We start from the raw sequence: 24,121 nt of genomic DNA, 5'->3' as shown, positions 1-24,121 counted from the left end.
GGGCGCTCAGTCGAGCCCGAGGGAGAACGCCGACTCGAGGTCGTGGCGGGAGTAGGCCCGGAACGCGATGTGGGTCTCGGTGGCCTGCACGCCGGGGACCTTGTTGAGCCGGTCGGCCACCACCGAGGCCACGTCGTCGTGGTCGCGCACCCGGACCAGCGCGATCAGGTCGATCTGACCGGTCACCGAGTAGACCTCGCTGATCCCGTCGAGCGCGGCGATCGCCTCGGCGACCTCCGGGATCCGGGCGACGTCGGCCTTCACGAACACGATGGCGGTGATCATGGCGCCAAACTAGCCGACCGGGGCATCCGCGGCGTCGGTCGGGCGATGCAGGAGGACGAGCGCCTTGGACCGGTGCAGCACCGTCCACCCCTGCGTGGTCCGCAGCGCGTAGGCCAGCGGTGAGTCCGTCCTCAACAGGGCGTAGTCCACCCCCATCTTGCTCACCGCAGGGATCCAGCCCTTCTCGAGCCTCGGGACGTCGGTGTTGCGGTCGAGCTCGGCCGTCGTGAACGTGTCGCCGTAGCCGTGGGAGGTCAGGTCGAGGTTGGGGTAGCGCCACATCAGGTACCCGCCCCAGACCCACTCGTCGAGCACCGGTGTCCCGGCGGGAAGCGCGCTGAGCGTCTGGTCCATCCAGGCGGGCTGCACCGGGGGCGCATCCGAGGTCCGGGGGACGGCGATCGCCAGCACGACGAGGGCGAGTGCGTACGCCAGCGCGACGGCGGTCCGCTCGACCCGGCCCGGAGCGGTCCTGGGGCCGCTCGGCACCTGCAGGGCGAGGGCGGCGAGCGGCACCATCATCGCCGCGCTGACCGGGACGGTCCGGTTGGAGTAGACGGCGAAGCCGGCCGCCAGCAGCAGCATCAGCACGTCGAACCACGGCGTCCGGTCGCGGCGGAGCAGCACCGTGACGGTGAGGGCGAGCAGGACCAGGAGCGCCAGGCAGCTCGGGGTGGTGAAGCGCGGCGGATCCCACTCGGAGAAGTACTGCGCCCGGGAGCTGACCAGCAGCACCGCCGAGTAGAGCGCGGGGCCGACGGGCGTGAGGCCGGCGGCGACCAGGGACAGCAGCGGCACCAGCAGCCGCTGCCTCCAGGCGGCCCGGTCGTGGTCGAGCAGCAGCCCGACCGCGGCGACCGCACCGATCACGATCCCGACCGGCCACATCCCGTGGGACATGGCCCAGACCCAGGTCATGGGCACCATCAGCCAGGGTGCGGTGCCGTCGCGACGGGCCCGCAGCCACAGGGCCATCGTGACCGCGATCAGGATGTAGCTGATCACCTGGGGGCGCATGGTGAGGCCGGGCAGGGACGCGATCAGGGCGAACACGGTGACCGTGGCGGCGATGATCGCCGAGGCCTGTCGCCGGGCCACGAGGTAGAAGACGATGACGAGCGTGCAGAGCTGGAGGCCGGAGAGCCAGGCGACCCCGGCCAGTCCGAACCAGTCCTCGGCCCTGGCCATCACCACCTCGGGCAGCCACTGGGTCGGCACCCAGTCGGCGGTGGCGTACGTCGTCACCGATCCCGGGTGGCGCAGCGACCAGTCGGTCAGGAACTCGTGGCCGAAGCGCAGGTGGAAGTAGGTGTCGAAGTTGGTGAGTGGGATCGCCGCCAGGCGCACGGCCGCGAGCAGGCAGCCGAGGAGCAGCAGGAAGGGGAGCACCGACCTCGTGAGCACGGGGACGACGCTGCGGCGCGGCCGGTCCGGCGTCGTCGCGACGTCCGTGTCCGGGTCCGGCGCCAGCGTTGCAGACACGGGTGGTCCTCTCTCGTGGTCGCGGCCACGCTAGAAGACCCGGGAGTCGAGCAGGACGCCGCAGCGGGGCGATGGCCCGCGGTGACTAGGAGATATGGCCACTCGGCCGACACGGGCGTAGTGGACAGCCGGTCAGCGAGCGGGCTGGTGCACGGGGGTCAGGCTGCGCCGGTCGTCGAAGGGCACCAGCGAGAGCCGGGACTGGTTGACGGCGTCGTGCACGGCGAGGTGGCGCGTCGCGCCGGCCACCGGGCAGGTCCACTCGCCGTCGACGTCGACGAGGCGGATGCCCGGGGACTCCAGCCAGCGCAGGATCTTCTCGCTCTCCTCCGCCGTCGCGGCCGGCACGGGGCCGGGTCCGGTGCGGACGGTCTCGGCAGACTGCCGCAGGGTGTCGACGTAGCCGACGGCGTCGGCGCCGGGCGGGATCACGCCGGCCGCGGCCAGCCGACCGTGGCGGACGACGTGGACCTCCCACCGCCCGGCGTCGTCGCGTCGGACGGCCACGATCTCGGAGCACCGGGTGAGCGCGGAGAGCCGCTGGGTGCGGGCGGCTGCTCGCACGAAGGCGGCGAGCCGGTCGCGGTGGTGGCTGGCCTCCTCAAAGCGCTCGTCGTCGGCCAGCGCCGCCATCCGGGCGTTGATCGCCTCGACCACCTCGTCCGGGCGGCGCAGCAGGGTGTCGCGCAGCTGGCGCACGACCACGGCGTACGTCGCCTCGTCGACGCTGCCGTCGCAGGGCGAGAGGCAGCGGCCCATCTCGGCGAGCACGCAGGCGCTGCGCCCCACCACGGGCTGCCGGGACATCCGGTCGGAGCACTGCCGGATCGGGAAGGTGTCGTGCAGGGCGGCCAGGCACTTCTCCGCGGTCTTCTTCGACGAGAAGGGCCCGAGGTAGTCGGCGTCGTCGTCGAGCACGCGGCGCACCAGCGACAGCCGGGGCCAGGGCTCGCGGGTCAGCTTGATGAAGTGGACGCGCTCGGGGAACCGGGAGCGCCGGTTGTAGCGCGGCTTGTGCTCGGCGATCAGCCGCAGCTCTCGCACCTCGGCCTCGAGCGGGGTGGCGCACTCGATGCCGTCGACGACGCTGGCGATGCCGACCATCTCGCCCATCCGGGACCGGGTCTCGGAGGCCGTGAAGTAGGAGCGGACGCGGGTGCGCAGGTCGCGCGAGGTGCCGACGTACAGCACCCGGGCCCGGTCGTCGCGGAAGAGGTAGACGCCCGGGGCGTGGGGGAGTCCCTCGGCGAGGTGCCGCTTGCGCCGCTGGGCGGTGGTGACGCGCGAGGAGAAGGTCTGCAGCTCCTCGAGGGTCAGCACGCCGACCCCGCCCAGCCGCTCCATCAGCCCGTGCAGCACGTCGACCGTGGCGCGGGCGTCGTCGAGCGCGCGGTGGTTGGGCGTGGTCGAGGAGTTGAAGAGCCGGGCGAGCGAGGAGAGCTTGCAGTTGGGGGCGTCGTCGCGGGTGATCACCCGGCGCGCCAGCCTGGCGGTGTCGAGCACCTCGAACGTCGGCCAGGCGCGGCCCTGCTGCTCGGCGAAGTAGCGCAGGAACCCGACGTCGAACGGCGCGTTGTGGGCGACCAGCACGCACCCGGCGGCGAACTCGAGGAACGCGGGCAGGGCCGACTCGATCGGGGGGGCACCCGACACCATGCCGTTGGTGATGCCGGTGAGGACCGCGATGAAGGCGGGGATCTCGGTCCGCGGGTTGACCAGGGTCTGGAACTCGCCCAGCACCTCGCCACCGCGCACCTTGACCGCGCCGATCTCGGTGATCATCGAGCCGCCCTCGGCCGAGCCGCCGGTCGTCTCGAGGTCGACGACGCAGAAGGTCAGGTCACGCAGCGGACGCCCCAGCTCGTCGAAGCTCCGCTGCACCTCCCAACCGCTCATGCCGTCGACGCTAGAGGCGGCCACCGACAATCGGACGGCGCCGCGCGGGACCCGGTCGTAGGCTGGGGTCTGACCACCGAGGCGGTGGAGGAGGTGCGATGACGACGATCCCGGACAGCGGGCAGCGCTGGCGTTGCGCCGGCTGCGGCAACCTCACCCGCTTCGACGTGACCCGCACCCGCCGCACGACCGAGTTCTGGCACTTCGACCTCGCCGGCGAGCACCGGGTCGAGGAGACCGAGCTGCGGACCGAGTCGGTCGAGCAGGTGACCTGCCGCTGGTGCGGCCGCTCCGACGCCATCGAGCTGGTGGCCGGCTTCGAGTCCGTCGGCGCCGACCTCGAGCCGAGCTGACGGAGCCGTCGTGTCCTCATCCCAGCCGCTCCCGCTGGCCGGGCTCCCCGAGCCGGTCCGCACGCGCGTCGTCGCCCAGGTGTCCGACGTGCTGCCCGACGTACCCACCCTGCCGCCGGCCGTACGACGGGTGGCGTCGTTCGCGCCCGCCCGCCGGGCCCGCCTCGGAGCCAGTGCCATCGTCGACGCTCTCGCCGACGACGAGGTGCGCGAGCGGGTCGGGGTCCAGGTCGCGGCGCGCGCCGAGCCCGACGACGCCGACGACGTCGCGGTGGTCGCGCGGGCGTGGCTGACCCGTCCCGACGGCTGGGAGGGTGTCGTCAGCGAGCGGCTCGCCCGGATCGAGGAGTCCGCTGCGGTCGGTGAGAGCCGGGACCGCGAGCTGGAGCGCCTGCGCAAGCGGCTCGCCGACGCGGAGCAGGCCGTGCGCGAGCTGCGTGCGGCCCAGCTGGCTCGCGAGGAGAGCCTCCGCGAGGAGCACCAGGCCGAGCACGCGACCCTGCGGCGCCGGCTCGGCGAGGCCCGCGCGGCCGAGCGCGAGGCCACGACCCGCGCCGACCGGATGGACGCCGAGCTGGCGACGGGTCGGACCGAGGCGTCGACGCGGATCGCGGCGCTCGAGAAGGAGAACCGGCAGCTGAGGGCGCAGGTCGAGCGCCACGACGCCGACGGTGTCCAGGCCCGGCGCGACGCCCGCTCCGAGCGCGACGAGGCCACCGTGCGAGCCCGGCTCCTGCTCGAGTCCGTGATCGACGCGGCCACCGGGCTGCGGCGCGAGCTCGCGCTGCCCGCGATCGAGGGGGCTCCCGCCGACCGCGTCGAGGCCGACGTGGCCGCGAGCGGGGTGCGGGTCCCGAGCTCGGCCGGTGCGCTGGGGGCGGCCGACCCGGGGCTGCTGGAGCAGTACCTCGCGATGCCACGCTCCCGCCTGATCGTCGATGGCTACAACGTCAGCAAGCGGGCCTGGCCGAGCTCGTCGCTGGAGGCGCAGCGCAACCGGCTGGCCGGCAGCCTGGCGCCGCTCGTCGCTCGCACCGGGGCGGAGACGACGGTGGTCTTCGACGCCGCCGAGACCGATCACCGGCCGCCGGTCGTCGCGCCGCGCGGCGTACGCGTGCTCTACAGCCCGCGCGGCGTGATCGCCGACGACGTGATCCGCGACCTCGTGGCCGTGGAGCCCACGGGCCGCGTCGTGCTCGTCGTCACCGCGGACCGCGAGGTCGCCGTGGACGTGGCTCGCGACGGCGCCCGCGTGGTGGACCCCGACGCCCTGCTCGGCCTCGTCGCCCGCTGACCTCGTCGCCTCGCCGGGCGACTGTCGGTGGGCCCTGTCACCGTTCCTGTCATGAGCACCAGAATCGACTGCGACACCTGCGAGGTGCGCGGCCTGCACTGCCACGACTGCGTGGTCACCGTCCTGCTCGGCCCACCGCCCGAGCTCACCTTCGACGACGACGAGCAGCGGGCCCTCGACGTCCTGGCCGAGGGCGGGCTCGTGCCGCCGCTCCGGCTGGTCCGGCCGGTCGACCCGCCGCACATGGAGTCCGCGTGACACGGCTGCTGTGACTGCTGTGACTTCTGGGGCAAGCGTGACTGATGTGACGCCTCGGTGGCAGTTCCGACCGGTCGTGCACAAACTCACCGTTAAATCCGGGCGCGTCCCGGCCCGAAAGTTTGGTCGCGCCGCAGGTCTCCGACTAACCTCAGCCGTTCAGGTGGCCGGTGAGTGGATCACGAGGATCCGCGCGGCCACCGCGCTGAGTCCCAGCTCTCGACCTGTCGAGGTGCTGGGAGCCGGGGAACCATCGGTGGCGGGTCCGCTCGCTGCCAGGGGTGAATCTCCGAGACGGTGACGGCACGTGTGCCGGGACCCGATCGGAGTAGGGCAAATGTCGTGCCCGAATCCGTCAGCTCACCCGGTAGGCGTACGACGTACAAGGAGAACTCCTGCTCGTGCTGCAGAAGAGCCGGAAGCGATTCATCACCATTCTCTCGGGTTGCGCCATGATCGCGGCGGTCGGCTTCATGCCGTCCTCGCCGGCCCAGGCCGAGCCGAGCATCGACGACGTCCAGAAGCGCGTCGACCACCTCTTCCACGAGGCCGAGCAGGCCCAGGAGCGGTACAACGACGCGAAGATCGAGCTGCGCGACCTCCAGGGTGACCTGGCCTCGCTGCGGTCCGACCAGGCGCGCCAGGACCATGCGTTCGAGGACGTCCGCGACCAGGTCCAGGACTCCATCGTGCGTCAGTACGAGGGGCAGAGCCTCTCCAACGTCGGCCAGGTCGTCGTCTCCGACGACCCGACGAGCTTCCTGGCCCAGCTCTCCACGATGTCGGCCTACAACGACCTCCAGTCGCAGCTCTACGACACGTACGCCACCGAGTCCGACGCGCTCCAGATCCGCAAGCACGCGACCGCGAAGCGGGCCGCCGACGTCGCGAAGACCGAGAAGAAGCTCGCCGCCGAGAAGGCGGTCGTCGACGACCGGCTCGCCGAGGCCAAGACGCTGCTCAACGGGCTCAAGGACAAGGAGCGCGAGGAGATGCTCTCGCGCGGCTCCGTCCGGGTCCCCTCCGACGTGCCCGCCTCCGGCCGGGCCGCGGCAGCGGTCAAGTACGCGCTCGCGCAGGTCGGCAAGGCCTACGTGTTCGGCGCCGCCGGTCCCGGCGCCTTTGACTGCTCGGGCCTGACCATGCGGGCCTGGGGCGCGGCCGGCGTCGGCCTGCCCCACTCCTCCAGTGCGCAGTACAACACCGGCACCCGGGTCGCCGAGGGCGACCTGCAGCCGGGCGACCTGGTCTTCTACTACAGCCCGATCAGCCACGTCGGGATGTACATCGGCAACGGCATGATCGTGAACGCCGAGAACCCGGGTGCTGGGGTCCGCGTCACCAGCCTGCACGCCATGCCGTACGTCGGCGCCGTCCGTCCCGGCTGAGGCTTCCTGGGCCTCGCCCGGCACAATGCCTGGGTGAGCGTTGACCCCGACCAGCCATCTGTGGCCGGTCGCCCCCGATGGTGGGCGACCGGCCCGGTGCTGTGGGGTGGAGCGCTGTCCCTCCTGGTCGCCACCGGCCTCCTCGCCTGGTCGCTGACCAGCGACGGCACGTACGTCGCTCCGACGCCGCGGTCGGCCCGGCCGAGCGTCGACCCGACGCTCGCCGGCAGCACCCTGGCGGCGTTCGAGCGCGCCGTGCGCGACGGGGACGACGACGCCGCCCGGGCGCTCGCGCCGAGCGACGACCCGGCGGCGGGTGACCGCCTGGCCGACCTGGTCGCCAACGCAGCCGCGCTGCGCATCGGTGACTTCACCCTGCGCTACGTCGACGACGACGGTGCGCCGACCTCCGACGGCGCCTGGGGCGCGGCGGTCGACGCGACGTGGCGCTTCCGGGGCTTCGACACGGTCTCCGCCCGCGCCGAGGTCGAGGCGCACCTGGTCGACGACGGTGACCGGGTGGCACTGACCGGCTTCGGCGGCGGTGACCGGGTGTCGCCGGTCTGGCTGTCCGGCCCGGTCCAGGTGCGCCGTACGCCGTCCACGCTCGTGGTGGTCGCGGGCACGTCGGCCGACGCGGACCGCTACGCGACCCGCGCCGAGGCGGCCGTGCCGGTCGTACGCCGGGTGCTGCCCGGCTGGCGCACCGGGCTGGTCGTGGAGGTGCCGTCGTCGACGACCGCACTCGAGCACGCGCTCGGAGCGGCGGACGGGGACTACGACCAGATCGCCGCGGTCACGACCTCGGCCGACGGCTCGACCGCGCCGGACGCGCCGGTCCACGTCTTCGCCAACCCGGAGGTCTTCGGGAGCCTGCGTCCGACCGGCGCCCAGGTGGTGATGAGCCACGAGACCACCCACGTCGCCGCCGGCGCGTGGGACAGCCGCACCCCGCTGTGGCTGCTGGAGGGCTTCGCCGACTACGTGGCGCTGCGCGACGTCAACCTCCCCGTCCAGCGGTCCGCGGCCCAGATCATCGCCGTCGTGCGCAAGGGCGGGCTGCCGCGCCGACTGCCCGACGCGGCGGCCTTCGGGGCCAGCACGCCGCGGCTGGGCGCGACGTACGAGAGCGCCTGGCTGGCCTGCCGGCTGATCGCCGCGCGCACGGGAGAGAGCGCACTCGTCGCGTTCTACCGGGCCGTGGACCGGGGGCGCCCGGTCGGGGCCGCGCTGAGGTCGGCGACCGGCCTGTCCCTGCCCCAGCTGACCGGCGACTGGCGCCGGCAGCTGCGGGAGCTGGCCCGATGAGCGAGCGTCGCGTCGCCCTGGTCGTGACCGCGGTCGGCGGCGTCGCCTTCGTGGTGCTCGCGGCGCTGATGGTGCCGTGGCACCCCGTCCCCGGCGGGACCCCCGACCCGGCGCCGGCGACGTCGGTCTTCACCGCCCGGCAGATCGCGCGCGCCGAGGACTACGCGCACTGGGCGCGGATCTGGAGCTGGAGCTCGCTGGCGGTCTCGCTGGTCGTCTCCTGCGTGCTGGGGTTCACCCGCTGGGGACCGCGGCTGGTCGGTCGGCTGCCCGGGTGGTGGTGGGTGCGCGTGGTGCTCGCGGTCGCTGCGGTCGTGCTGGTTGGTCGGATCATCACGCTGCCGTTCGCGGTCCTGCTGAGGCGCCACGTGCTGGACAACGGCCTCAGCAACCAGGCGTGGAGCGGGTTCGCGGCCGACCTGGTGCGCACGGAGGCGGTCCAGATCGTCGCCACCTCGGTGCTGCTGGTCGTGCTGGTCGGCTGTGCCCGACGGTGGCGACGCGCGTGGCCCGCGGTCGCCGGAGGTCTGCTGGGTGGTCTGGTGCTGCTGGGGTCGTTCGTCTACCCGGTGCTCGTCGAGCCGATCTTCAACGACTTCACCTCGCTGCCCGAGGGCACCCTGCGCACGCAGGTCCTCCAGCTCGCCGAGACCGAGGGCGTGCCGGTGAACGACGTGCTGGTGGCCGACGCGTCCCGGCGTACGACGACGCTCAACGCCTACGTGTCCGGCTTCGGCAGCACCCGCCGCGTCGTCCTCTACGACAACCTGGTCGACGACGTGCCGCGCGACGAGGCACTGTCGGTGGTCGCCCACGAGCTCGCCCACGCCAAGCACGACGACGTGCGCACGGGGTCCCTGCTCGGGTCCGCGGGCGCGGTCTTCGGGGTCGGCCTGCTGGCGCTGGTGATGGGGGCGCTGGCGGGCCGGGGCCGGCCGTCGATGCGTGAGCCGGCCGCCGTGCCGCTGGTGCTCGCTCTGTTCGCGATCGGCACCCTGCTCTCCTCGCCGGTGCAGAACGCCATCAGCCGCGAGATCGAGACCCGGGCCGACGTCGACGCCCTCCTGGTCACGCGGGACGCCGCCTCGTTCGAGGCGGTGCAGCGGGAGCTCGCCCTGCGCTCGCTCGCCGACCCCACGCCGCCCGCGCTCTCCCAGCTCTGGTTCGGCTCGCACCCGATCGGCCTCACCCGGATCGCCATCGCCAGGCAGCTGGCCGAGCGCGGCTTCTGACCCCGGCGGGCCGCCGGGACGATCGGCGTGACGGTATGGCCCGAATGGACTACTGCGGTCGAGACCATCGCCCGATCCCGCTCAGCCGCGGGCCGGAGCAGGATGACAGTCATGGGGCATCGCCCCTCCCCGGATTGGCCGGGTCATCCGAGAAGGGACCACTTCACATGCTCGAGCACTTCCGCAACCTGCTTCAGGCCCGCCGCGTCGACCGCGACGAGGCCGGCGCCTCCGCCGTCGAGTACGGCCTGCTCGTCGCCGGCATCGCCGCGCTGATCGTCGCCGTGATCTTCCTCTTCGGCGGCATGATCAAGAACACCTTCTCGGACACCTGCACCACGATCCAGTCGGGTCAGACCAGCACCGCCGGTCACACCTCGTCCGCGTGCAGCTGATCTGAGCAGAAGACTTCGGCCGTGGTCCGCTACCCCCGCAACGCGGACCACGGCCGGAACACATTTCGGGACCACTAGCAGGAGGCACCATGCACGTCCATGACGAGCGCGGCAGCTCTGCCGTCGAGTACGGCCTGCTGGTGTTCGGCATCGCGGCCGTGATCGCCTCCGTGGTGTTCCTGCTGGGCGGAAGCGTCCGCGACACCCTCTTCGACCCGGGCTGCGACGAGCTCGCCGGTCACCTCGCCGCCGCGCACGGTGGCAGCACGAGCTGCCAGAACTGACCCGACTGCGCCGAGCGGCCGCTCAGACGCCGATGGTGTCCACGCTCGACAGCAGACCCGTGCGCATCGCGATCACGATCGCCTGGGCGCGGTTGGCGGCGCCCAGCTTCTGGTAGATCCGTGCGACGTGCGTCTTCGCCGTCGAGCGGCTGATGTAGAGCTCCGCGGCCAGCTCGCCGATGCCGAGACCGTCGGCCAGCAGGCGCAGGATCTCGGTCTCCCGGTCGGAGAGACGACCGCCGTCGCGAGCGGCCCGACGGCCGAGCGCCTGGAGCAGGCCCGTCGCTGCGAACGATCGCGGCGACACGACCGAGCGGCGGGCCGCGTTGACGACGTCGGAGGACGGGGCGTCCTTGCCGACCAGCGCCGATGCACCCGCATCCATCGCGGCGAGCAGCGGCCGGTCGCCGGTGTGCATGGTGAGCACCACCAGGCCGGTGCGGTCGTTGCCGCGGCGTACTGCGCGCACGATGTCGATGCCGGTCCCGTCGGGGAGCTGGAGGTCGGTGACGACGACGTCGGGACGCAGCTCGGCGTACGCCGCCATCGCCTCCGCGACGTTGCAGGCGACGCCGACGACGGTGAGGTCCGGCTCGCGCTCGAAGACGCCGCGCAGTCCGGCGCGGACCAGGTCGTGGTCGTCCACGAGCAGCACCTTGACGGGGGGCGCCTCGGGGGGCTGGGTCATGCGGAAACCCTTCCTGGGTGCGACTCGGTGCCCGAGTCGAGATCGTTGGTCACGGACGCACCGGGCGCCCGCACCTTGAGCACCACGCCGCCACCGGGGCGGGAGGTGAGCGTGAGGTCGGCGCCGATCAGGCCGGCGCGCTCGCGCATGATCTGGAGGCCGTGCGAGTCGGCACGGGGGGTGCCGAGCCCACAGCCGTCGTCGCTGACGGTGACCTCGGCGTACGGCGCCTCGACCCGGCAGGTGATCCAGATGGAGCGCGCCTGCGAGTGGCGCACGGCGTTGGTGATCGCCTCCTGCCCGATGCGCAGGAGCTCGGACTCGACCTCGGGCCGCAGCCGGGCGCCGGTCTCGTCGACGCGCACGTGGAACGTGATGCCGGTGAGCGTCTCGACGTTGCGCGCCATGTCCTCCAGCGCGGCGCCGAGGCTCTGGCCCGGCCCGGTGTCGGTGCGCAGCTCGACCAGGGCGCGGCGCAGGTCGACCAGGACCGCGCTCAGGAAGCCGCGGAGCTGGTCGAGCAGCTGCGACTGCTCGACCGGGTCGGGGTGGCCGTTGATGGCATCGAGCAGGTAGCCGACCGACGCGAGGTCCTGGGCGACGCCGTCGTGGATCTCGCGGGCCAGCCGACGTCGCTCGGCGACGGTCGCGGAGTTGCGGAAGCGGGTGAAGAGCAGGGCGGTCTCGAGCACGACCGCGTCGTCCTCGAGGCCGCTCGCCAGCCGCTGCAGCCGCTCGTCGAGGGCGATCCGGTCGACGGTGGGGGAGAGGTGGCCCGAGACGACGGCGACGACGCGACCCTCGCTGGTGAGGGGGAGCGCGAAGGAGTGGCCCGCGACCGCCGGCCGACCGGTCCCGGCCGCCTGCACCGCGAGGTGGGTGCTGGTCGCCGCGGACGCGCCGGCCACCCACACCAGGGCGCCGTCGTTCGGCGCCTGCAGGGCCAGTCCACGGGCCGGCAGGTCGGCGGCCCCGAGCGAGGCGCTCAGCCGGTTGAGCAGGTCGGTGCCGAGGACCTCCGGCTCGAGCGGGGAGCCGAGCCGGTCGGAGACCGAGGCGAGCTGGTGGATGAGCGACTGCGCGCTGCGGTGCGCGGAGATCTGGTCGGTCCCGAGCAGCGTGCTGTGCAGCGCGGCACCGATCAGCCCGAAGCCGAGGCCCGTCAGCATCCAGGTGAACGTGGTGCTGGCCAGCGGGAGGGTCATCGCGTCGGTCAGCGAGGCGGTCGTGACGAAGGCGCCGGTGCAGGTGGCGAGGGCGAGCAACCCGGCCCGGGCACCGAGCAGGATGGCCGCGGTGGCCGGCGGGATGGCCAGCACCCCGAGGATGCCCGAGCCCGACGCCGGCGCGAGCTGGCAGGTCGTCGCGCAGACCAGACCGACGAGGCCGGCACTGACGAGCTCGATGGTGAAAACGCCTCGCATCCGTCGGTGCTCGGCCGCCTGGGTGGCGACCCAGACGAGCCCGACGGCCAGGACGCCGAGGAGGACGGCACGGTCGCCGGACGAGAGCGCCGGGGCGAGGACCGCGAGCAGGCCGAAGATCCGCGCGATGCCGGCCATGCCGTGACGGCGGTGGGCCGACGTCGCCGAGGCCGTCGCACGCGGGTGCATCAGAAGGACGCCATGATCGAGATCGCCGCGGGTCCCATGACGGCGATGAAGAGGCACGGGAGGATGCAGAAGATCAGCGGCACGGTGATCTTGACCGGCACCTGCTGCGCGCGCTGCTCGGCCCGCTGGCGGCGGCGCACCCGCATCTCGTGCGACTGGGTGCGCAGCACCTGGGCGATGGGGATGCCGAAGGAGTCGGCCTGCGCCATGGCTCCCACGAACGACCGCACGTCCACGACGTTGCTGCGCTCGCTGAGGGCCCGCAGCGCGTCACCACGGCCCATGCCGATCTGCATCTCGTGGAGCATCCGGTTGAACTCGTCGGCCAGCGGGCCTTCAGTCCGGCGAGCCACCTGCTGGATCGCGGCGTCGAAGCCCAGTCCGGACTCCACGCAGATCGTGAGCAGGTCGATCGAGTCGGGGAGCTCCCGCTGCATCTGCTCGGTGCGCTCGTAGGTGCGCTGGTAGAGGTAGAGGTTGGGGCCGAACCAGCCGACCGCTGCCCCGATCGCGAGGAGCGCGATCCGCGTGGTCGGGGAGGTCCCGAGCACGAGCGAGGCGGCCAGCGCGACGGTGAAGGCGACGGCAGTGCACAGGACCTTGGCCGAGACGACCCGGTCGACCGTCCAGCCCGCCGGGTTGCCGGCAAGGTCGAGCTTGTGGCGGATCCGGTCGCTCGAGTCGGCGCCGGTCAGGCGTCGGCCGACGGCCAGTGCTCGTCGACGCAGCGGTTCGATGATCCGCTCGCCGAAGGGCGGGTCCACCTCCCGCGTGAGCTCGACCGGGGCAGGCGAGGTGATCGACTCCAGGACGGCGATCGAGCGGGCCACGCCTCCGGGTTGCACGCCGGGGCGCAGGGCCACCGACACGAGGGCCAGGGCCACGCCGACCAGGCCGACCCCCAGCACGAAGAGCAGGATCATCTCAGACCTCCACCTTGATCAGCTTGCTCATCCAGAAGACGCCGACGAAGAGCAGGAGGCTCGCGCCGCCGAGCATCACGAGGCCCATGGGCGTCGTGAAGAGCGGCATCACGTAGTCCCGCTGGGTCAGCAACAGGTAGACGAGGAAGAGCGGCGGCAGCCCGCCGAGCACGTACGCCGACAGCTTGCCCTCCGCGGCGAGGGCCGCGACCTGGCGGCGCATGTACTCACGCTCGCGCATCGTCGCTGCCACCGTCCCGAGGAGCTCGGCCAGGTTGCCGCCGATGGGGCGCTGGATTCGGATCGCCATGACGACCCACGCCAGGTCTTCGCTCACGAGGCGCTCGGCGACGCCCTCGAGAGCGTCCTCGAGGTCGACACCGAGGCGGGTCTCGACCAGGGCCCGGCGGAACTCCGAGGCGATCGGCTCGATGCCCTCCTTGACGATGGTGTCGGCCGACTGCGAGAGCGACAGGCCGGCCTCCAGGGCCCCGGACATCAGCTGCAGCGCGTCGGGCAGGGCGGCGTTGAAGGCCTTGCGCCGGCGGGTGCGTCGGATCCCCAGGAAGATCCAGGGACCGAAGACGCCGAGTGCCAGGCCGATCGCGCCCAGGACCACGCCCCCGAGCAGCAGCCCGAGCAGGGTGGCGGCCACCGCGATCGCGGCGTGGACCAGCAGCCACTCCGGCGGCCGGAGCTCGCTGCCCGCACCCTCGAGGCGCAGGCCGATGCGCTCCTCGAGACCGCGGTTGCGGCTGAGCATCCGGGTCGCGGCCTCGCGCACGGGGGCGAGCGGCTCCACCTGTCGGGACTGCGTGGCGCCCTGCTGGCCGCCGATGTACGCCGCGACGCGCTCGGCGGGAGTGATGGCCTTCGGCGCCGCCGGCACGAGCAGCAGGAGCAGCAGCAGGAGCGCGACCCCGACGGCCGCGATGCCGGCGTACACGACCCACGAGGGCGGGTCGAACGAGCTCACGGCGACGGCGGCTGCGGACACCGAGGAGGACGACGTCTGCTGCTCGCGCACGGTCGTGTACGCCGTCGCCTCGAGCGGTGCGCCGTCCGTCGGCAGCGTGACGGTCACGTTGGCCTCGGTCGCCGTGACGGCGTCGGGCACGGTGACGGTGACGAGCACCTGACGTCCGAGGGCGTCGGCCTCCCGGGTGAACGCTGCGGCGAGCGCGTCCGGCCGGGCGCTGATGACCTGGCCGTGGCCGGCGGCCGCGAGCGTCGCGAGCGAGGGGTCCCGCGAGTCGATCGACACGGCGTCGAGCAGCACCTCGCTCTTCTTGAGCGATGCCGTGACCTCTGTGACGGGAGTGTCGGTGGTGTCGGCGCCGTCGGAGAGGACGACCAGCGAGCGCTGCCCGTCATCGCCGGCCATGGCGATCGCGGCCTCGACGCCCTCGAACAGGTGCGTGCCCTTGCCGAGCTCGAGGCCCTTGATCACCGAGCGGGCCTCGTCGCGGTCCAGGCTCGGCTCCAGGGGACTGGAGACCTCGCCGTCGAAGCTGACGACCCCGACGTACACGTCGGCGGGGACCGTGCCGAGGAAGGTCAGGGCGGCGTCGCGCGCGGCGGCCGCGCGCTCGCCCTTCATCGAGCTGCTGGAGTCGATGGCGAGGACCACCGTGCGCCGCACCCGGCCCGTGTCGCCGGCCGGCTCGGCGTCAGCGGTGGCGTCCTTGCCGTCGACCTGCACGGTCACGGCATCGAGGTCCACCGTGACCTTCGGGGGCACGGCCACCAGCACGCTGAGCCGGCCGTCGGCCGCCTCGACGTGGGTGACCCCGGCCCCGGAGTCGTCGGCTGCTGCTGCCGCCGGCCCCGCAACTAGCGGCCCTGCGACGCAAGCACCAGCGAGGACGCACGCGAGTGCCGCGCGCGCCGTACGCCGCGCTCTCCGGAGCCGGGGTGTCTGTGAGGTCATCGCGTCACCCGGCGGTCGCGAAGATCATCGGGTCGACGTGGACGTTGGACTCGTGCAGCTTGTCCAGCAGCTTGGGCCGCAGCCCGGTCGAGCGCAGCCGGCCGAGCACGCGCCCGTCGTTGTCGTAGCCCTGCGAGTGGTCGAAGACGAAGATGTCCTGGAGCGTGATGATCTCGCCCTCCATGCGCTCCACCTCGGTCACGTGGGTGATGCGTCGGCTGCCGTCGCGGAAGCGGGACTGGTGCACGATCAGGTCGACCGCGGAGGCGACCTGCTCGCGGATCGCGCGGATGGGCAGGTCCATGCCGGCCATCAGCACCATCGTCTCGACGCGCGACAGCGTGTCGCGGGGACCGTTGGAGTGCACGGTGCAGATGGAGCCGTCGTGGCCGGTGTTCATGGCCTGGAGCATGTCGAGCGCGGAGGCGTCGCGGACCTCGCCGACGATGATCCGGTCGGGCCGCATGCGCAGGCTGTTCTTGACCAGGTCGCGGATCGTGACCGCGCCCTTGCCCTCGATGTTGGAGGGCCGGGACTCCAGGCGCACGACGTGGTCCTGGTGCAGCTGGAGCTCGGCCGCGTCCTCGATGGTGACGATGCGCTCGTCGGTGGGGATGAAGGAGGACAGCACGTTGAGCGTGGTGGTCTTGCCGGCGCCCGTGCTGCCGGACACCACGACGTTGAGGCGGCCGCGCACGCAGGCGTCCAGGAAGTCCGCCGCCGTGCGGGTGAGCGTGCCGAAGCGCACCAGGTCGTCGGCGGTGAAGGGGTCGGCGGCGAACTTGCGGATCGTGAGGATGGAGCCGTCGACCGCCAGCGGCGGGACCACGGCGTTGACCCGGGACCCGTCGGGCAGCCGCGCGTCGACCATCGGGCTGGACTCGTCGACGCGTCGTCCCACCCGGGAGACGATCTTGTCGATCGTGCGTCGCAGGTGGTTCTCGTCGGTGAACCGGGCGGGCACGGCCGTCAGTCGGCCGTTGCGCTCGACGAAGATGCTGTCGGGGCCGTTGACCATGACCTCGGAGACCTCCACGTCGTGCAGGAAGGGCTCGATCGGGCCGTAGCCGATGATGTCGTCGCGGATCTCCTGGGTGACCCGGAGCCGGTCGCTCGCGCTGAGCGGGCGCTCCTGCGCGCCGAGCACGTCGGCGAGGATCGTGCGGAGCTCCTGGTCGAGCTCGTCCTCGTCCAGGTCGGACTCGTAGAGCTGCGGGCCGAGGGTCTTGAGGAGCTCGCCGTGCACGGTCGCCCGGACCTCGTCGAGCCGGTCCTCGTCCGCCCCGGCCCGGCCGACACGGACCGGAGCCTGCACCTCGGCCGGCGGCGGGGTCGACCGCCGCTTGCCACCGCTCGGCGTGTCCGCCTGGGTCTCGACGACGTCGTGCCGGGCCGTGGCTGCGGGCGCAGTCGACTGCTGCGCCTGGCGCAGTGCGGCGAGTCGCTCGGACAGGGTGCTCATCGCGTCATCTCCGCAGCTTCATCCGGCGGCTGGACCTGCGGGAGGGGCGGTCGTCCTCGACGACGGCGTGCGGCTCGCCGGTGCCGCCGGCCAGCTGGGCGGCCAGCCCACGGATGGCGTTGCTCACCGCGTGGTCGGGTTGGCTCGACATGATCGGCACGCCCAGGTTGGTGGACCGCGCGACGTCGATCGAGCTCTGCATCCGGACCTGGATGGTGCGACCCAGGATCTCCTCGGCCTGCTGGATCGACAGCCCGGTGTCCTCGTCGGCGTGGTTGAGCACGACGTGGTGGTGACCCGCGGCGATCGCCAGCGAGTCCAGCGTGGCCAGCCCGATCTTGACGTTCTTCAGCGTCGGCAGGTCCAGCGTCGCGACCATGACGCACTCGTCGGTCTCGTCGAGCGCGGTCAGCGTGTGCTCGTCGAAGTCGGGAGCCGTGTCGACCACGATGTAGTCGAACCCGGTGCGCAGCGCCCCGAGGATTCGGGAGACGAGCAGTGCCGTGATCCGCTCGCGGACGTCGGGATGGTTCGGCGGCGCCAGCACCATGATCGATGCCTCGTGCTTGGTGAGCAGGCTCTGGACCAGCGGGAGGTCGACGGCCATCTCCGACCCGATCGCGTGCTCGATCGAGTGCGTGGGCAGCAGCTGCAGGGTGATCGCCACGTCGCCGAAGGCGAGGTCGAGGTCGACCAGGCAGACCTGCTTGGTGCCGCCCTTGCTGAGCGCCACGGCCAGGTTGACCGCCAGCGTGGTCTTGCCGACGCCCCCCTTGGGGGAGAAGACGGTGACGATCCGGCCGGACGGACCGGCGCTACCGGGTCCGCGCAGGGCCAGGTGCAGCTCCTCGGCGCGGGACACCGAGCCCAGGAGACCGGCGGTGTCGCCCACGGCGACGACCTCACGGACACCTGCGGCCATCGCTCGCGTGAGCATGGCGGCCTCGAGCTTGGGCCGCACCAGCACCAGGCTCAGCGCGGGGCGCGTTACCCGGAGCCGCTCGCACAGCAGCAGCGCCTCCTCCAGCGGGATGCTGGGGCCGATGACGACGACGTACTCGGTCGGGTGCTCGTCGAGCCACCTCAGGAGGCGCTCCCCGTTCGGTACGCCGTGGGCAGACCCCTGAGCGGTGGCGGGCAGGGTGGCCAGGAGCGCGGCGACGGCGCCACTGTCCGGGTCTACGACGATCGGCATTGCGAGCTTCCCTCCAAGGTGGTGCTCACGGTCCCTGGTGCGCTGGAACCGTGCTGGTGTGACGGGTCAGAACAGCGACTTGGCGTCCACGCCGTCCTCCGGTGCGAGCTTGCTGTCGCTGGTGAGGAGCGCGAACGCCAGCTCGCCGTTGGTGCTGGCGAACATCACCCGCTCGGCGTCCTTCTGGTCCAGCGCCAGGGTCATGAGCGTGCGGGGGAGCGACTCGGTGGTCGCCTGACCGTCCTCGCCGGTGGTCGTGGTCGCCACCGGCGTCGTGGAGCCGACGCCGATCACGGTGACCCGGTCGAGCAGCAGCCGGGTGTAGGGCCCCTTGTCGTCCGTGCCGTTGAGGAAGATGGCGACCTCGGAGCCCGGGTTGACGAAGCCGGCCACCCGGGCCGTGTCGGCGAGGTTCACCGAGATCGCGATCTGGCCCTTGGGGATCTGGAGGGCGCTGGGTGCCACCGCGGTGCTGCCGAACTTGGACGAGATGATCTGCTCGCCGGGGTAGATCTTGACGAGCGCCACCTGGTCGCCGAGCGAGTCGATGCTGCTCAGCGCGTCGGGCAGGACCTGGTCGCGCGGGACGTTCTGCAGCGCGATCTTGCCGCCCTGCGACGCCGCGGTGAGGGTCTCGCCCGCCTCGATGGGCGCCGTGGCGCGCAGGACCTGGATGGTGTCGAACCGGCTCTCCGCGCGGGCATCGGCGGAGCGCACGTAGAGGAACACGAGGGCCGCGCCGGCCACGGCCGCGAGGACCGCTCCGATGAGGAGGAACTTCCGATGAGCCACGGTCGCCAAGACCTTCCCGAGCGGGACCGCGCTCGGGCAACCGGGCGCGGTCGGACGTAAATGGGCAGCGGCGGAAGGCCGCCAACCCCCGCCCCCGCCGGGGTTGAGCAGGAGCAGATTAGGGTCTCTCGACCACATCTGTCCGAAACATGTTCTAGTGGTCTGGACCGGAGCCGGCGGGTCCCCGTTTACGCCCACGGAGGGGCGCCGCGGGTGGTAGCAGCGGCCGGCCTGGTCAGCCGACGTACAGTGCGGCGACCTCGTCCTTGAGCTCGCGCATCACGACGTTGCGCTTGAGCTTGAGGCTGGGCGTGAGCTGCCCACCCTCCTCGGTCCACTCGTCCGGGAGGATCGTGAACTTGCGGATCGACTCGGCCTTCGAGACGGCCTTGTTGGCCTCCTCGACGGCGGACTCGACCTCGGCCCGCAGGTCGGGGTCGTCGACCAGGGCGGCGATGTCGGTGCTCTTGCCGTGCTGGTGCGCCCACATCGTCACGGAGTCGCGGTCGAGGGTGACCAACGCCGCGATGAACGGCTGGCCGTCACCCACGACGATGCACTGGTCGACCAGCAGGTGGCCGCGCAGCCGGTCCTCGAGGACCGCCGGCGCGACGTTCTTGCCGCCCGCGGTCACTAGGATCTCCTTCTTGCGCCCGGTGATCCGCACGAATCCCTCGTCGTCGACCTCGCCGAGGTCACCGGTGTGGAACCACCCGTCGCGCTCCATGACCTCGGCGGTGGCGGCCTCGTTGCGCCAGTAGCCGGCCATCACCTGGCCGCCACGGAAGAGCAGCTCGCCGTCGTCGGCCACGCGTACGGCGGTGCCGGGCAGCGGACGGCCCACGGTGCCGATCTTCGTCGCGTCGGGCAGGTTCGCGCTCAGCGCCGCCGTCGTCTCGGTGAGGCCGTAGCCCTCCAGGACGACCAGGCCGATGCCGCGGTAGAAGTGGCCCAGCCGCTCGCCGAGGGGAGCGCCGCCGGAGATGGCGTACTTGCACTCGCCGCCGAGAGCGGTGCGCAGCTTGCCGTAGACCAGCTTGTCGAAGACCGCGTGCTTGGCGCGGACCCGGACCGGGACCTTGCCCCGCTCGATGCCACGGGAGTAGGCGATGGCCGTCTCGGCGGCGGCGTCGAAGATCTTCCCGCGACCGTCGGCGGTGGCCCGCTGCGAGGCGGTGTTGAAGACCTTCTCGAAGACCCGGGGGACCGCGAGGATGAAGGTGGGCTGGAACTCCGCCAGGTCGGGGAGCAGCTGCTTGATGTCGGCCGAGTGGCCCAGGCGCGTGCGTGACTTGATGCAGCCGACCTGGATGATCCGCGCGAAGACGTGCGCCAGCGGCAGGAAGAGCAGCGTCGCGCCCTCGTGGTCGAGGAAGAGCTCGTCGAGCTCGTCGACCGCGACCCCCAGCTCGAACATGAAGTTGCCGTGGGTGAGCATGCAGCCCTTGGGGCGTCCGGTCGTGCCGGAGGTGTAGATGAGCGTGGCGAGGTCGAGGGGGGTGGCCGTCGTACGCCGCCGCTCCAGCTCCTCGTCGGAGATGTCACCGCCGAGCCGGCTCAACGTGTCGACGGCGTTGTCGGTGAGGGACCAGACGTGGTTGAGGTCGTCCAGGTCACCGCGGACCTCGCGCACCCGGGCCAGGTGGTCGGGCGTCTCGGTGACCACGGCGCGAGCGCCGGAGTCGCTGAGGATCCAGTGCACCTGCTCGGCCGACGACGTCTCGTAGATCGGCACCGTGACCGCGCCGGCGAACCAGATCGCGTAGTCGAGCAACGTCCACTCGTAGCGGGTCTTGGAGATCAGGGCGACCCGGTCGCCGACCTCGATGCCGGCGGCGATCAGGCCCTTCGCGACAGCACTCACCTCGGCCAGGAACTCCGCGGTGGTGACCTCCTCCCAGGCGCCTGCCGCCGCCGTACGACGGCTGAACTGCACTGCTGATCCGGCTTCGCGGGCGTTGGTCACCACGTCGTCGGTGAGGTTGCCGACGGAGGGGATCTCGGTCGTCAGGGGGGTCGAGAACTCACGCACCGGCTGAGGTTACCGCGTGCCCGCGGGGGGCTGCCGATCCGGTACGCTCGCTGCCCGAACCGCCCACGACACCCAGGGGAGCACGATGGCCGAGCAGACGACCTCGTCGATCGTGATCGACGCAGCCCCCGCAGACATCATGGCGGTGATCGGCGACTTCCCGGCGTACCCCGAGTGGGCCAAGGGCGTCACCGTCGCGGAGGTGGTCGCCGAGGACGCCGACGGCTGGGCCGAGCAGGTCTTCTTCTCCCTCGACGTCAGCCCGATCAAGGACGAGTACACGCTCGCCTACGAGTGGGACGGGTACGACGAGGTCACCTGGACGCTGGTCGAGGGCAAGATGCTGCGCGCGCTCGACGGCGCCTACGTGCTCGTGGACCAGGGCGACGGGACCACCGAGGTGACCTACCGGTTGGCGCTCGACGTCTCGATCCCGCTGATCGGCATGCTCAAGCGCAAGGGCGAGAAGATCCTGATCGACACCGCGCTCAAGGGGCTGAAGAAGCGCGTGGAGTCGCTCTGAGAGTCCTCCTCTTCACCGGCAAGGGAGGGGTCGGCAAGTCCACGATCGCCGCCGGCACGGCTGCCCTGGCCGCCGCGGACGGACAGCGCACCCTCGTGCTGTCGACCGATGCGGCCCACTCGCTGGCCGACGCCTTCGGGTGCACGCCGGGCTCCATCGGCGCGGAGCCGAGCGAGGTGGCCGACCGGCTCTTCGTCCAGCAGGTCGACGCGCAGCTGCGCTTCGAGCAGTCCTGGGCCGACATCCAGCGCTACCTGCTCTCCATCCTCGACGTCGCGGGCCTCGACCCGGTCGCGGCCGAGGAGCTGACGGTCATCCCCGGCGCCGAGGAGGTGCTGGCGCTCCTGGAGCTGCGGCTCCAGGCGACCTCCGGCGCCTGGGACGTGATCGTCGTCGACTGTGCCCCCACCGCCGAGACGCTGCGGCTGCTGGCGCTGCCCGAGGCGCTCGGCTGGTACATGCACCGGGTGCTGCCGGTCGAGCGTCGCGTCGTCAAGGCGCTGCGGCCGGTGCTGAGCCGGGCTGCCGGCGTGCCGATGCCCGGCGACGGCGTCTTCGACGCACTGGAGCGGCTGCACGCCGAGCTCGACGAGGTGCGCGGGCTGCTCAGCGGCCCGGACGCGAGCGTGCGGATCGTGCTCACCCCGGAGAACGTCGTGCTCGCCGAGGCACGCCGGGCGTACACGAGCCTGTCGCTCTTCGGCTACCGCGTCGACGGCGTCGTGGCCAACCGCATCTTCCCGGCCGACGGTGCCGACGACTGGCGTGCGGGCTGGGTCATGGCGCAGGACGAGGTGCTCGAGCGGGTGACGGAGTCCTTCGCCGGGCTGCCGATCTGGCGCTCGCCGTACCGTCCCGGCGAGCCTGTCGGGGTGGCGGCGCTGACCGCGCTCGCGCGGGAGCTGTACGACGACGCCGACCCGTTGGCGACCAGCAGCGGACCTGGTCCCTTCCGGATCAGCAGCGGCGAGCACGGCGCGGTCCTCCGGCTGTCGCTGCCGCTGGTGTCGAGCGCGGAGGTTCACCTGGCGCGCAATGGCGACGATCTCGTCGTGACCGTGGGATCGTATCGTCGGCTGATCACGCTCCCATCCGGTCTGGCGCGCTACCGCGTCGCCGGGGCCCGGGTGGAGCAGGGGGAGCTGCAAGTGCGGTTCGTCGAGGACCCTGCGGACGAGACTGGAAGGTGACATGAACCAGGACGACGACCCCTCGACGACCGACCCCACGGACGCCGTCGGCTCCGTGGCGGAGGAGGCCGTCAAGCTCCTCGGCGCCCTCTCGAGCTGGGCCCAGGACGCTGCGCCCGACCTGGACGCCCATCTGGCGACGGGCTCTACGGAGTGCACCTACTGCCCGATCTGCCGCACGGTGCACCTGGTGCGTGAGTTGCGGCCCGAGGTCCGGGAGCAGCTGGCGACGGCGGCCACGACGGCGCTGCAGGCGCTGTCCGGCCTGCTCGTCGCGGCGACGCCCGACGCCCGCAGATCACCGGGCGGGGTGGAGCACATCGACCTGGACGACACCGGCGACTGGCCGGACGAGCCCGACGTACGAACTGATCCCGAGGAGGGAGACCGATGAGCCTGGCCTGTGGGATCGATGTCGGCGGCACCAAGATCGCCGGCGGTGTCGTGGATGAGGACGGCACCATCGTCGAGGAGCTGCGCGTGGAGTCGCCGGCGACCGACGCCGAGGCGATCGAGGAAGCCATCGCCGGCCTGGTGACCCAGCTCCGCGAGCGGCACCCGATCGAGACCGTCGGGGTCGGCGCGGCCGGCTACGTCGACAAGGCCCGCGCCGTGGTGCTCTTCGCGCCCAACGTCGCGTGGCGCAACGAGGACCTCAAGGGCGAGCTGGAGAAGCGCGTCGAGCTCCCGGTCGTGATCGAGAACGACGCCAACGCCGCGGCGTGGGGCGAGTTCGCGTTCGGCGCCGGGCACGACGCCGACGACCTGCTGCTCGTCACCGTGGGCACCGGCGTCGGTGGTGGCCTCGTGCTGGACGGGGAGGTCTACCGCGGCGCCAACGGCGTCGGCGCCGAGATCGGCCACATGCGCGTCGTGCCCAACGGCATCCTGTGCGGGTGCGGCAAGCACGGCTGCTTCGAGCAGTACGCCAGCGGCTCCGCCCTCGTGCGTGAGGCCCGGGCGCTGGCCATGAGCGGGGCGATGATCGCCCGCGGCATGCTGGAGCGCGCGGGCGGCGACCTCAACCGGATCACCGGTCCGCTGATCACCGAGGCGGCCCAGCACGGCGACGAGGGTGCGCGCCAGCAGCTGGCCGAGCTCGGGCGCTGGCTGGGCGAGGGCATCGCGTCGCTGACCGAGATCCTCGACCCGGGTGTGGTCGTCATCGGTGGTGGCGTGAGCGAGGCCGAGGACCTGCTGCTCGATCCGATGCGTACGGCGTTCGCCGGCCAGCTCGTCGGCCGCGGCTTCCGCCCGATCCCGGAGATCCGCAAGGCGCGCTTGGGCAACAAGGCGGGCCTGATCGGCGCGGCAGACCTCTCGCGCCGCTGACCCTGGTCCGTGGCGGTGGTCTCGAGGCTCGCCGCTGGCGCGGCTCGCACCTCGACCACCGTGGCGGTGGTTGAGGTGTGAGGGCCGCCAGGCCCGAGCCTCGAAACCACATCGCACTGACGGCGCGGCTCGCGCGTACGTCGCCACGGTGGTTTCGAGGCTCGCCGCTAGCGCGGCTCGCACCTCAACCACCGTCTCGGTGGTCGAGGTGTGAGGGCCGCCAGGCCCGAGCCTCGACACCACTCGTGTCGGCCATGTGGCCAGAC

23 protein-coding genes and 1 riboswitch are annotated in these 24,121 nt (G+C 72.3%); of the genes, 12 read left to right on the top strand and 11 right to left on the bottom strand.

Annotated elements, in window-relative coordinates; genetic code table 11:
* Positions 1–6: 6 nt before the first annotated feature.
* From N542_RS0121915 to N542_RS0121905, 3 genes are all read right to left on the bottom strand, one after another.
* Positions 7–285, bottom strand: a complete 279-nt coding sequence (locus tag N542_RS0121915; RefSeq protein WP_028645756.1) for an Lrp/AsnC family transcriptional regulator — start codon at positions 283–285, stop codon at positions 7–9.
* A 9-nt stretch (positions 286–294) separates the two neighbouring features.
* Complete coding sequence (locus N542_RS0121910; RefSeq protein ID WP_028645755.1) at positions 295–1,767, bottom strand: hypothetical protein; 1,473 nt, start codon at positions 1,765–1,767, stop codon at positions 295–297.
* Between the two features lie 132 nt (positions 1,768–1,899).
* Positions 1,900–3,663, bottom strand: a complete 1,764-nt coding sequence (locus N542_RS0121905; RefSeq protein WP_036509382.1) for a DEDD exonuclease domain-containing protein — start codon at positions 3,661–3,663, stop codon at positions 1,900–1,902.
* Positions 3,664–3,761: 98 nt separating this feature from the next.
* Between N542_RS0121905 and N542_RS0121900 the strand changes: the two genes are divergently transcribed.
* From N542_RS0121900 to N542_RS26075, 8 genes are all read left to right on the top strand, one after another.
* On the top strand, positions 3,762–4,016 hold the full coding sequence (locus tag N542_RS0121900; protein ID WP_028645753.1) for a hypothetical protein: 255 nt from the start codon (positions 3,762–3,764) through the stop codon (positions 4,014–4,016).
* A gap of 10 nt (positions 4,017–4,026) precedes the next feature.
* Positions 4,027–5,310: an NYN domain-containing protein gene (locus tag N542_RS0121895; RefSeq protein ID WP_028645752.1), complete on the top strand. Its 1,284-nt coding sequence runs from the start codon at positions 4,027–4,029 to the stop codon at positions 5,308–5,310.
* Positions 5,311–5,361: 51 nt separating this feature from the next.
* Positions 5,362–5,568, top strand: a complete 207-nt coding sequence (locus N542_RS0121890; RefSeq protein ID WP_051552247.1) for a hypothetical protein — start codon at positions 5,362–5,364, stop codon at positions 5,566–5,568.
* A gap of 193 nt (positions 5,569–5,761) precedes the next feature.
* Positions 5,762–5,957, top strand: a riboswitch (cyclic di-AMP (ydaO/yuaA leader).
* A 63-nt stretch (positions 5,958–6,020) separates the two neighbouring features.
* Positions 6,021–6,956 carry a C40 family peptidase gene (locus N542_RS0121885; protein ID WP_231482830.1) on the top strand — a complete coding sequence of 312 codons (936 nt, stop codon included), beginning with the start codon at positions 6,021–6,023 and terminating at the stop codon, positions 6,954–6,956.
* 33 nt (positions 6,957–6,989) lie between these two features.
* Positions 6,990–8,264 carry a hypothetical protein gene (locus N542_RS26940; RefSeq protein ID WP_155993301.1) on the top strand — a complete coding sequence of 425 codons (1,275 nt, stop codon included), beginning with the start codon at positions 6,990–6,992 and terminating at the stop codon, positions 8,262–8,264.
* Positions 8,261–9,496 (top strand): M48 family metallopeptidase, encoded by a 1,236-nt coding sequence (locus N542_RS0121875; protein WP_028645749.1) that lies wholly within the window; start codon positions 8,261–8,263, stop codon positions 9,494–9,496. The genes N542_RS26940 and N542_RS0121875 overlap by 4 nt, the downstream gene beginning before the upstream one ends.
* Before the next feature lie 167 nt (positions 9,497–9,663).
* Positions 9,664–9,891: a Flp family type IVb pilin gene (locus tag N542_RS0121870; RefSeq protein WP_028645748.1), complete on the top strand. Its 228-nt coding sequence runs from the start codon at positions 9,664–9,666 to the stop codon at positions 9,889–9,891.
* Between the two features lie 89 nt (positions 9,892–9,980).
* A complete protein-coding gene (locus N542_RS26075; RefSeq protein WP_036509379.1) occupies positions 9,981–10,175 on the top strand; it encodes a Flp family type IVb pilin in 195 nt (64 codons plus the stop codon).
* Between the two features lie 22 nt (positions 10,176–10,197).
* Here the strand turns inward: N542_RS26075 and N542_RS0121860 are convergent, their stop codons facing one another.
* The 8 genes from N542_RS0121860 to N542_RS0121825 form a co-directional block, all read right to left on the bottom strand.
* Positions 10,198–10,863: a response regulator transcription factor gene (locus N542_RS0121860; RefSeq protein WP_028645747.1), complete on the bottom strand. Its 666-nt coding sequence runs from the start codon at positions 10,861–10,863 to the stop codon at positions 10,198–10,200.
* On the bottom strand, positions 10,860–12,476 hold the full coding sequence (locus tag N542_RS26935; RefSeq protein WP_028645746.1) for a sensor histidine kinase: 1,617 nt from the start codon (positions 12,474–12,476) through the stop codon (positions 10,860–10,862). The genes N542_RS0121860 and N542_RS26935 overlap by 4 nt, the downstream gene beginning before the upstream one ends.
* A complete protein-coding gene (locus tag N542_RS0121850) occupies positions 12,476–13,399 on the bottom strand; it encodes a type II secretion system F family protein (RefSeq protein ID WP_028645745.1) in 924 nt (307 codons plus the stop codon). Before N542_RS0121850 ends, N542_RS26935 begins: the two co-directional genes overlap by 1 nt.
* 1 nt (position 13,400) lies before the next feature.
* On the bottom strand, positions 13,401–15,329 hold the full coding sequence (locus N542_RS26930) for a type II secretion system F family protein (RefSeq protein ID WP_081795476.1): 1,929 nt from the start codon (positions 15,327–15,329) through the stop codon (positions 13,401–13,403).
* Between the two features lie 4 nt (positions 15,330–15,333).
* Positions 15,334–16,791, bottom strand: coding sequence for a CpaF family protein (locus N542_RS0121840; RefSeq protein ID WP_028645743.1), 1,458 nt, complete (start codon positions 16,789–16,791; stop codon positions 15,334–15,336).
* A 4-nt stretch (positions 16,792–16,795) separates the two neighbouring features.
* On the bottom strand, positions 16,796–17,986 hold the full coding sequence (locus tag N542_RS26065; RefSeq protein ID WP_051552242.1) for an AAA family ATPase: 1,191 nt from the start codon (positions 17,984–17,986) through the stop codon (positions 16,796–16,798).
* Between the two features lie 66 nt (positions 17,987–18,052).
* Positions 18,053–18,778, bottom strand: a complete 726-nt coding sequence (gene cpaB, locus N542_RS0121830) for a Flp pilus assembly protein CpaB (RefSeq protein WP_197026055.1) — start codon at positions 18,776–18,778, stop codon at positions 18,053–18,055.
* 235 nt (positions 18,779–19,013) lie between these two features.
* On the bottom strand, positions 19,014–20,810 hold the full coding sequence (locus tag N542_RS0121825; RefSeq protein WP_028645741.1) for an AMP-dependent synthetase/ligase: 1,797 nt from the start codon (positions 20,808–20,810) through the stop codon (positions 19,014–19,016).
* Between the two features lie 85 nt (positions 20,811–20,895).
* Here N542_RS0121825 and N542_RS0121820 point away from each other — a divergent pair, with 85 nt between their 5' ends.
* The 4 genes from N542_RS0121820 to N542_RS0121805 are packed head-to-tail and all read left to right on the top strand — an operon-like array spanning position 20,896 to position 23,855.
* The gene (locus tag N542_RS0121820; RefSeq protein ID WP_028645740.1) at positions 20,896–21,333 is read left to right on the top strand and encodes an SRPBCC family protein; all 438 of its coding nucleotides are present in this window, start codon (positions 20,896–20,898) and stop codon (positions 21,331–21,333) included.
* On the top strand, positions 21,330–22,523 hold the full coding sequence (locus N542_RS0121815) for an ArsA family ATPase (protein WP_028645739.1): 1,194 nt from the start codon (positions 21,330–21,332) through the stop codon (positions 22,521–22,523). Before N542_RS0121820 ends, N542_RS0121815 begins: the two co-directional genes overlap by 4 nt.
* 1 nt (position 22,524) lies before the next feature.
* Positions 22,525–22,917 (top strand): hypothetical protein, encoded by a 393-nt coding sequence (locus N542_RS0121810; protein WP_028645738.1) that lies wholly within the window; start codon positions 22,525–22,527, stop codon positions 22,915–22,917.
* Entirely contained in the window at positions 22,914–23,855 is a 942-nt protein-coding gene (locus N542_RS0121805; protein ID WP_028645737.1) for an ROK family glucokinase, read from the top strand. The genes N542_RS0121810 and N542_RS0121805 overlap by 4 nt, the downstream gene beginning before the upstream one ends.
* The last annotated feature ends 266 nt before the right edge of the window (positions 23,856–24,121 follow it).

Source organism: Nocardioides sp. URHA0020, assembly GCF_000620705.1.
GTDB lineage: Bacteria > Actinomycetota > Actinomycetes > Propionibacteriales > Nocardioidaceae > Nocardioides.
Note: the sequence above shows the minus strand (reverse complement) of the source record. Positions and strands in the feature narration are given on the sequence as shown.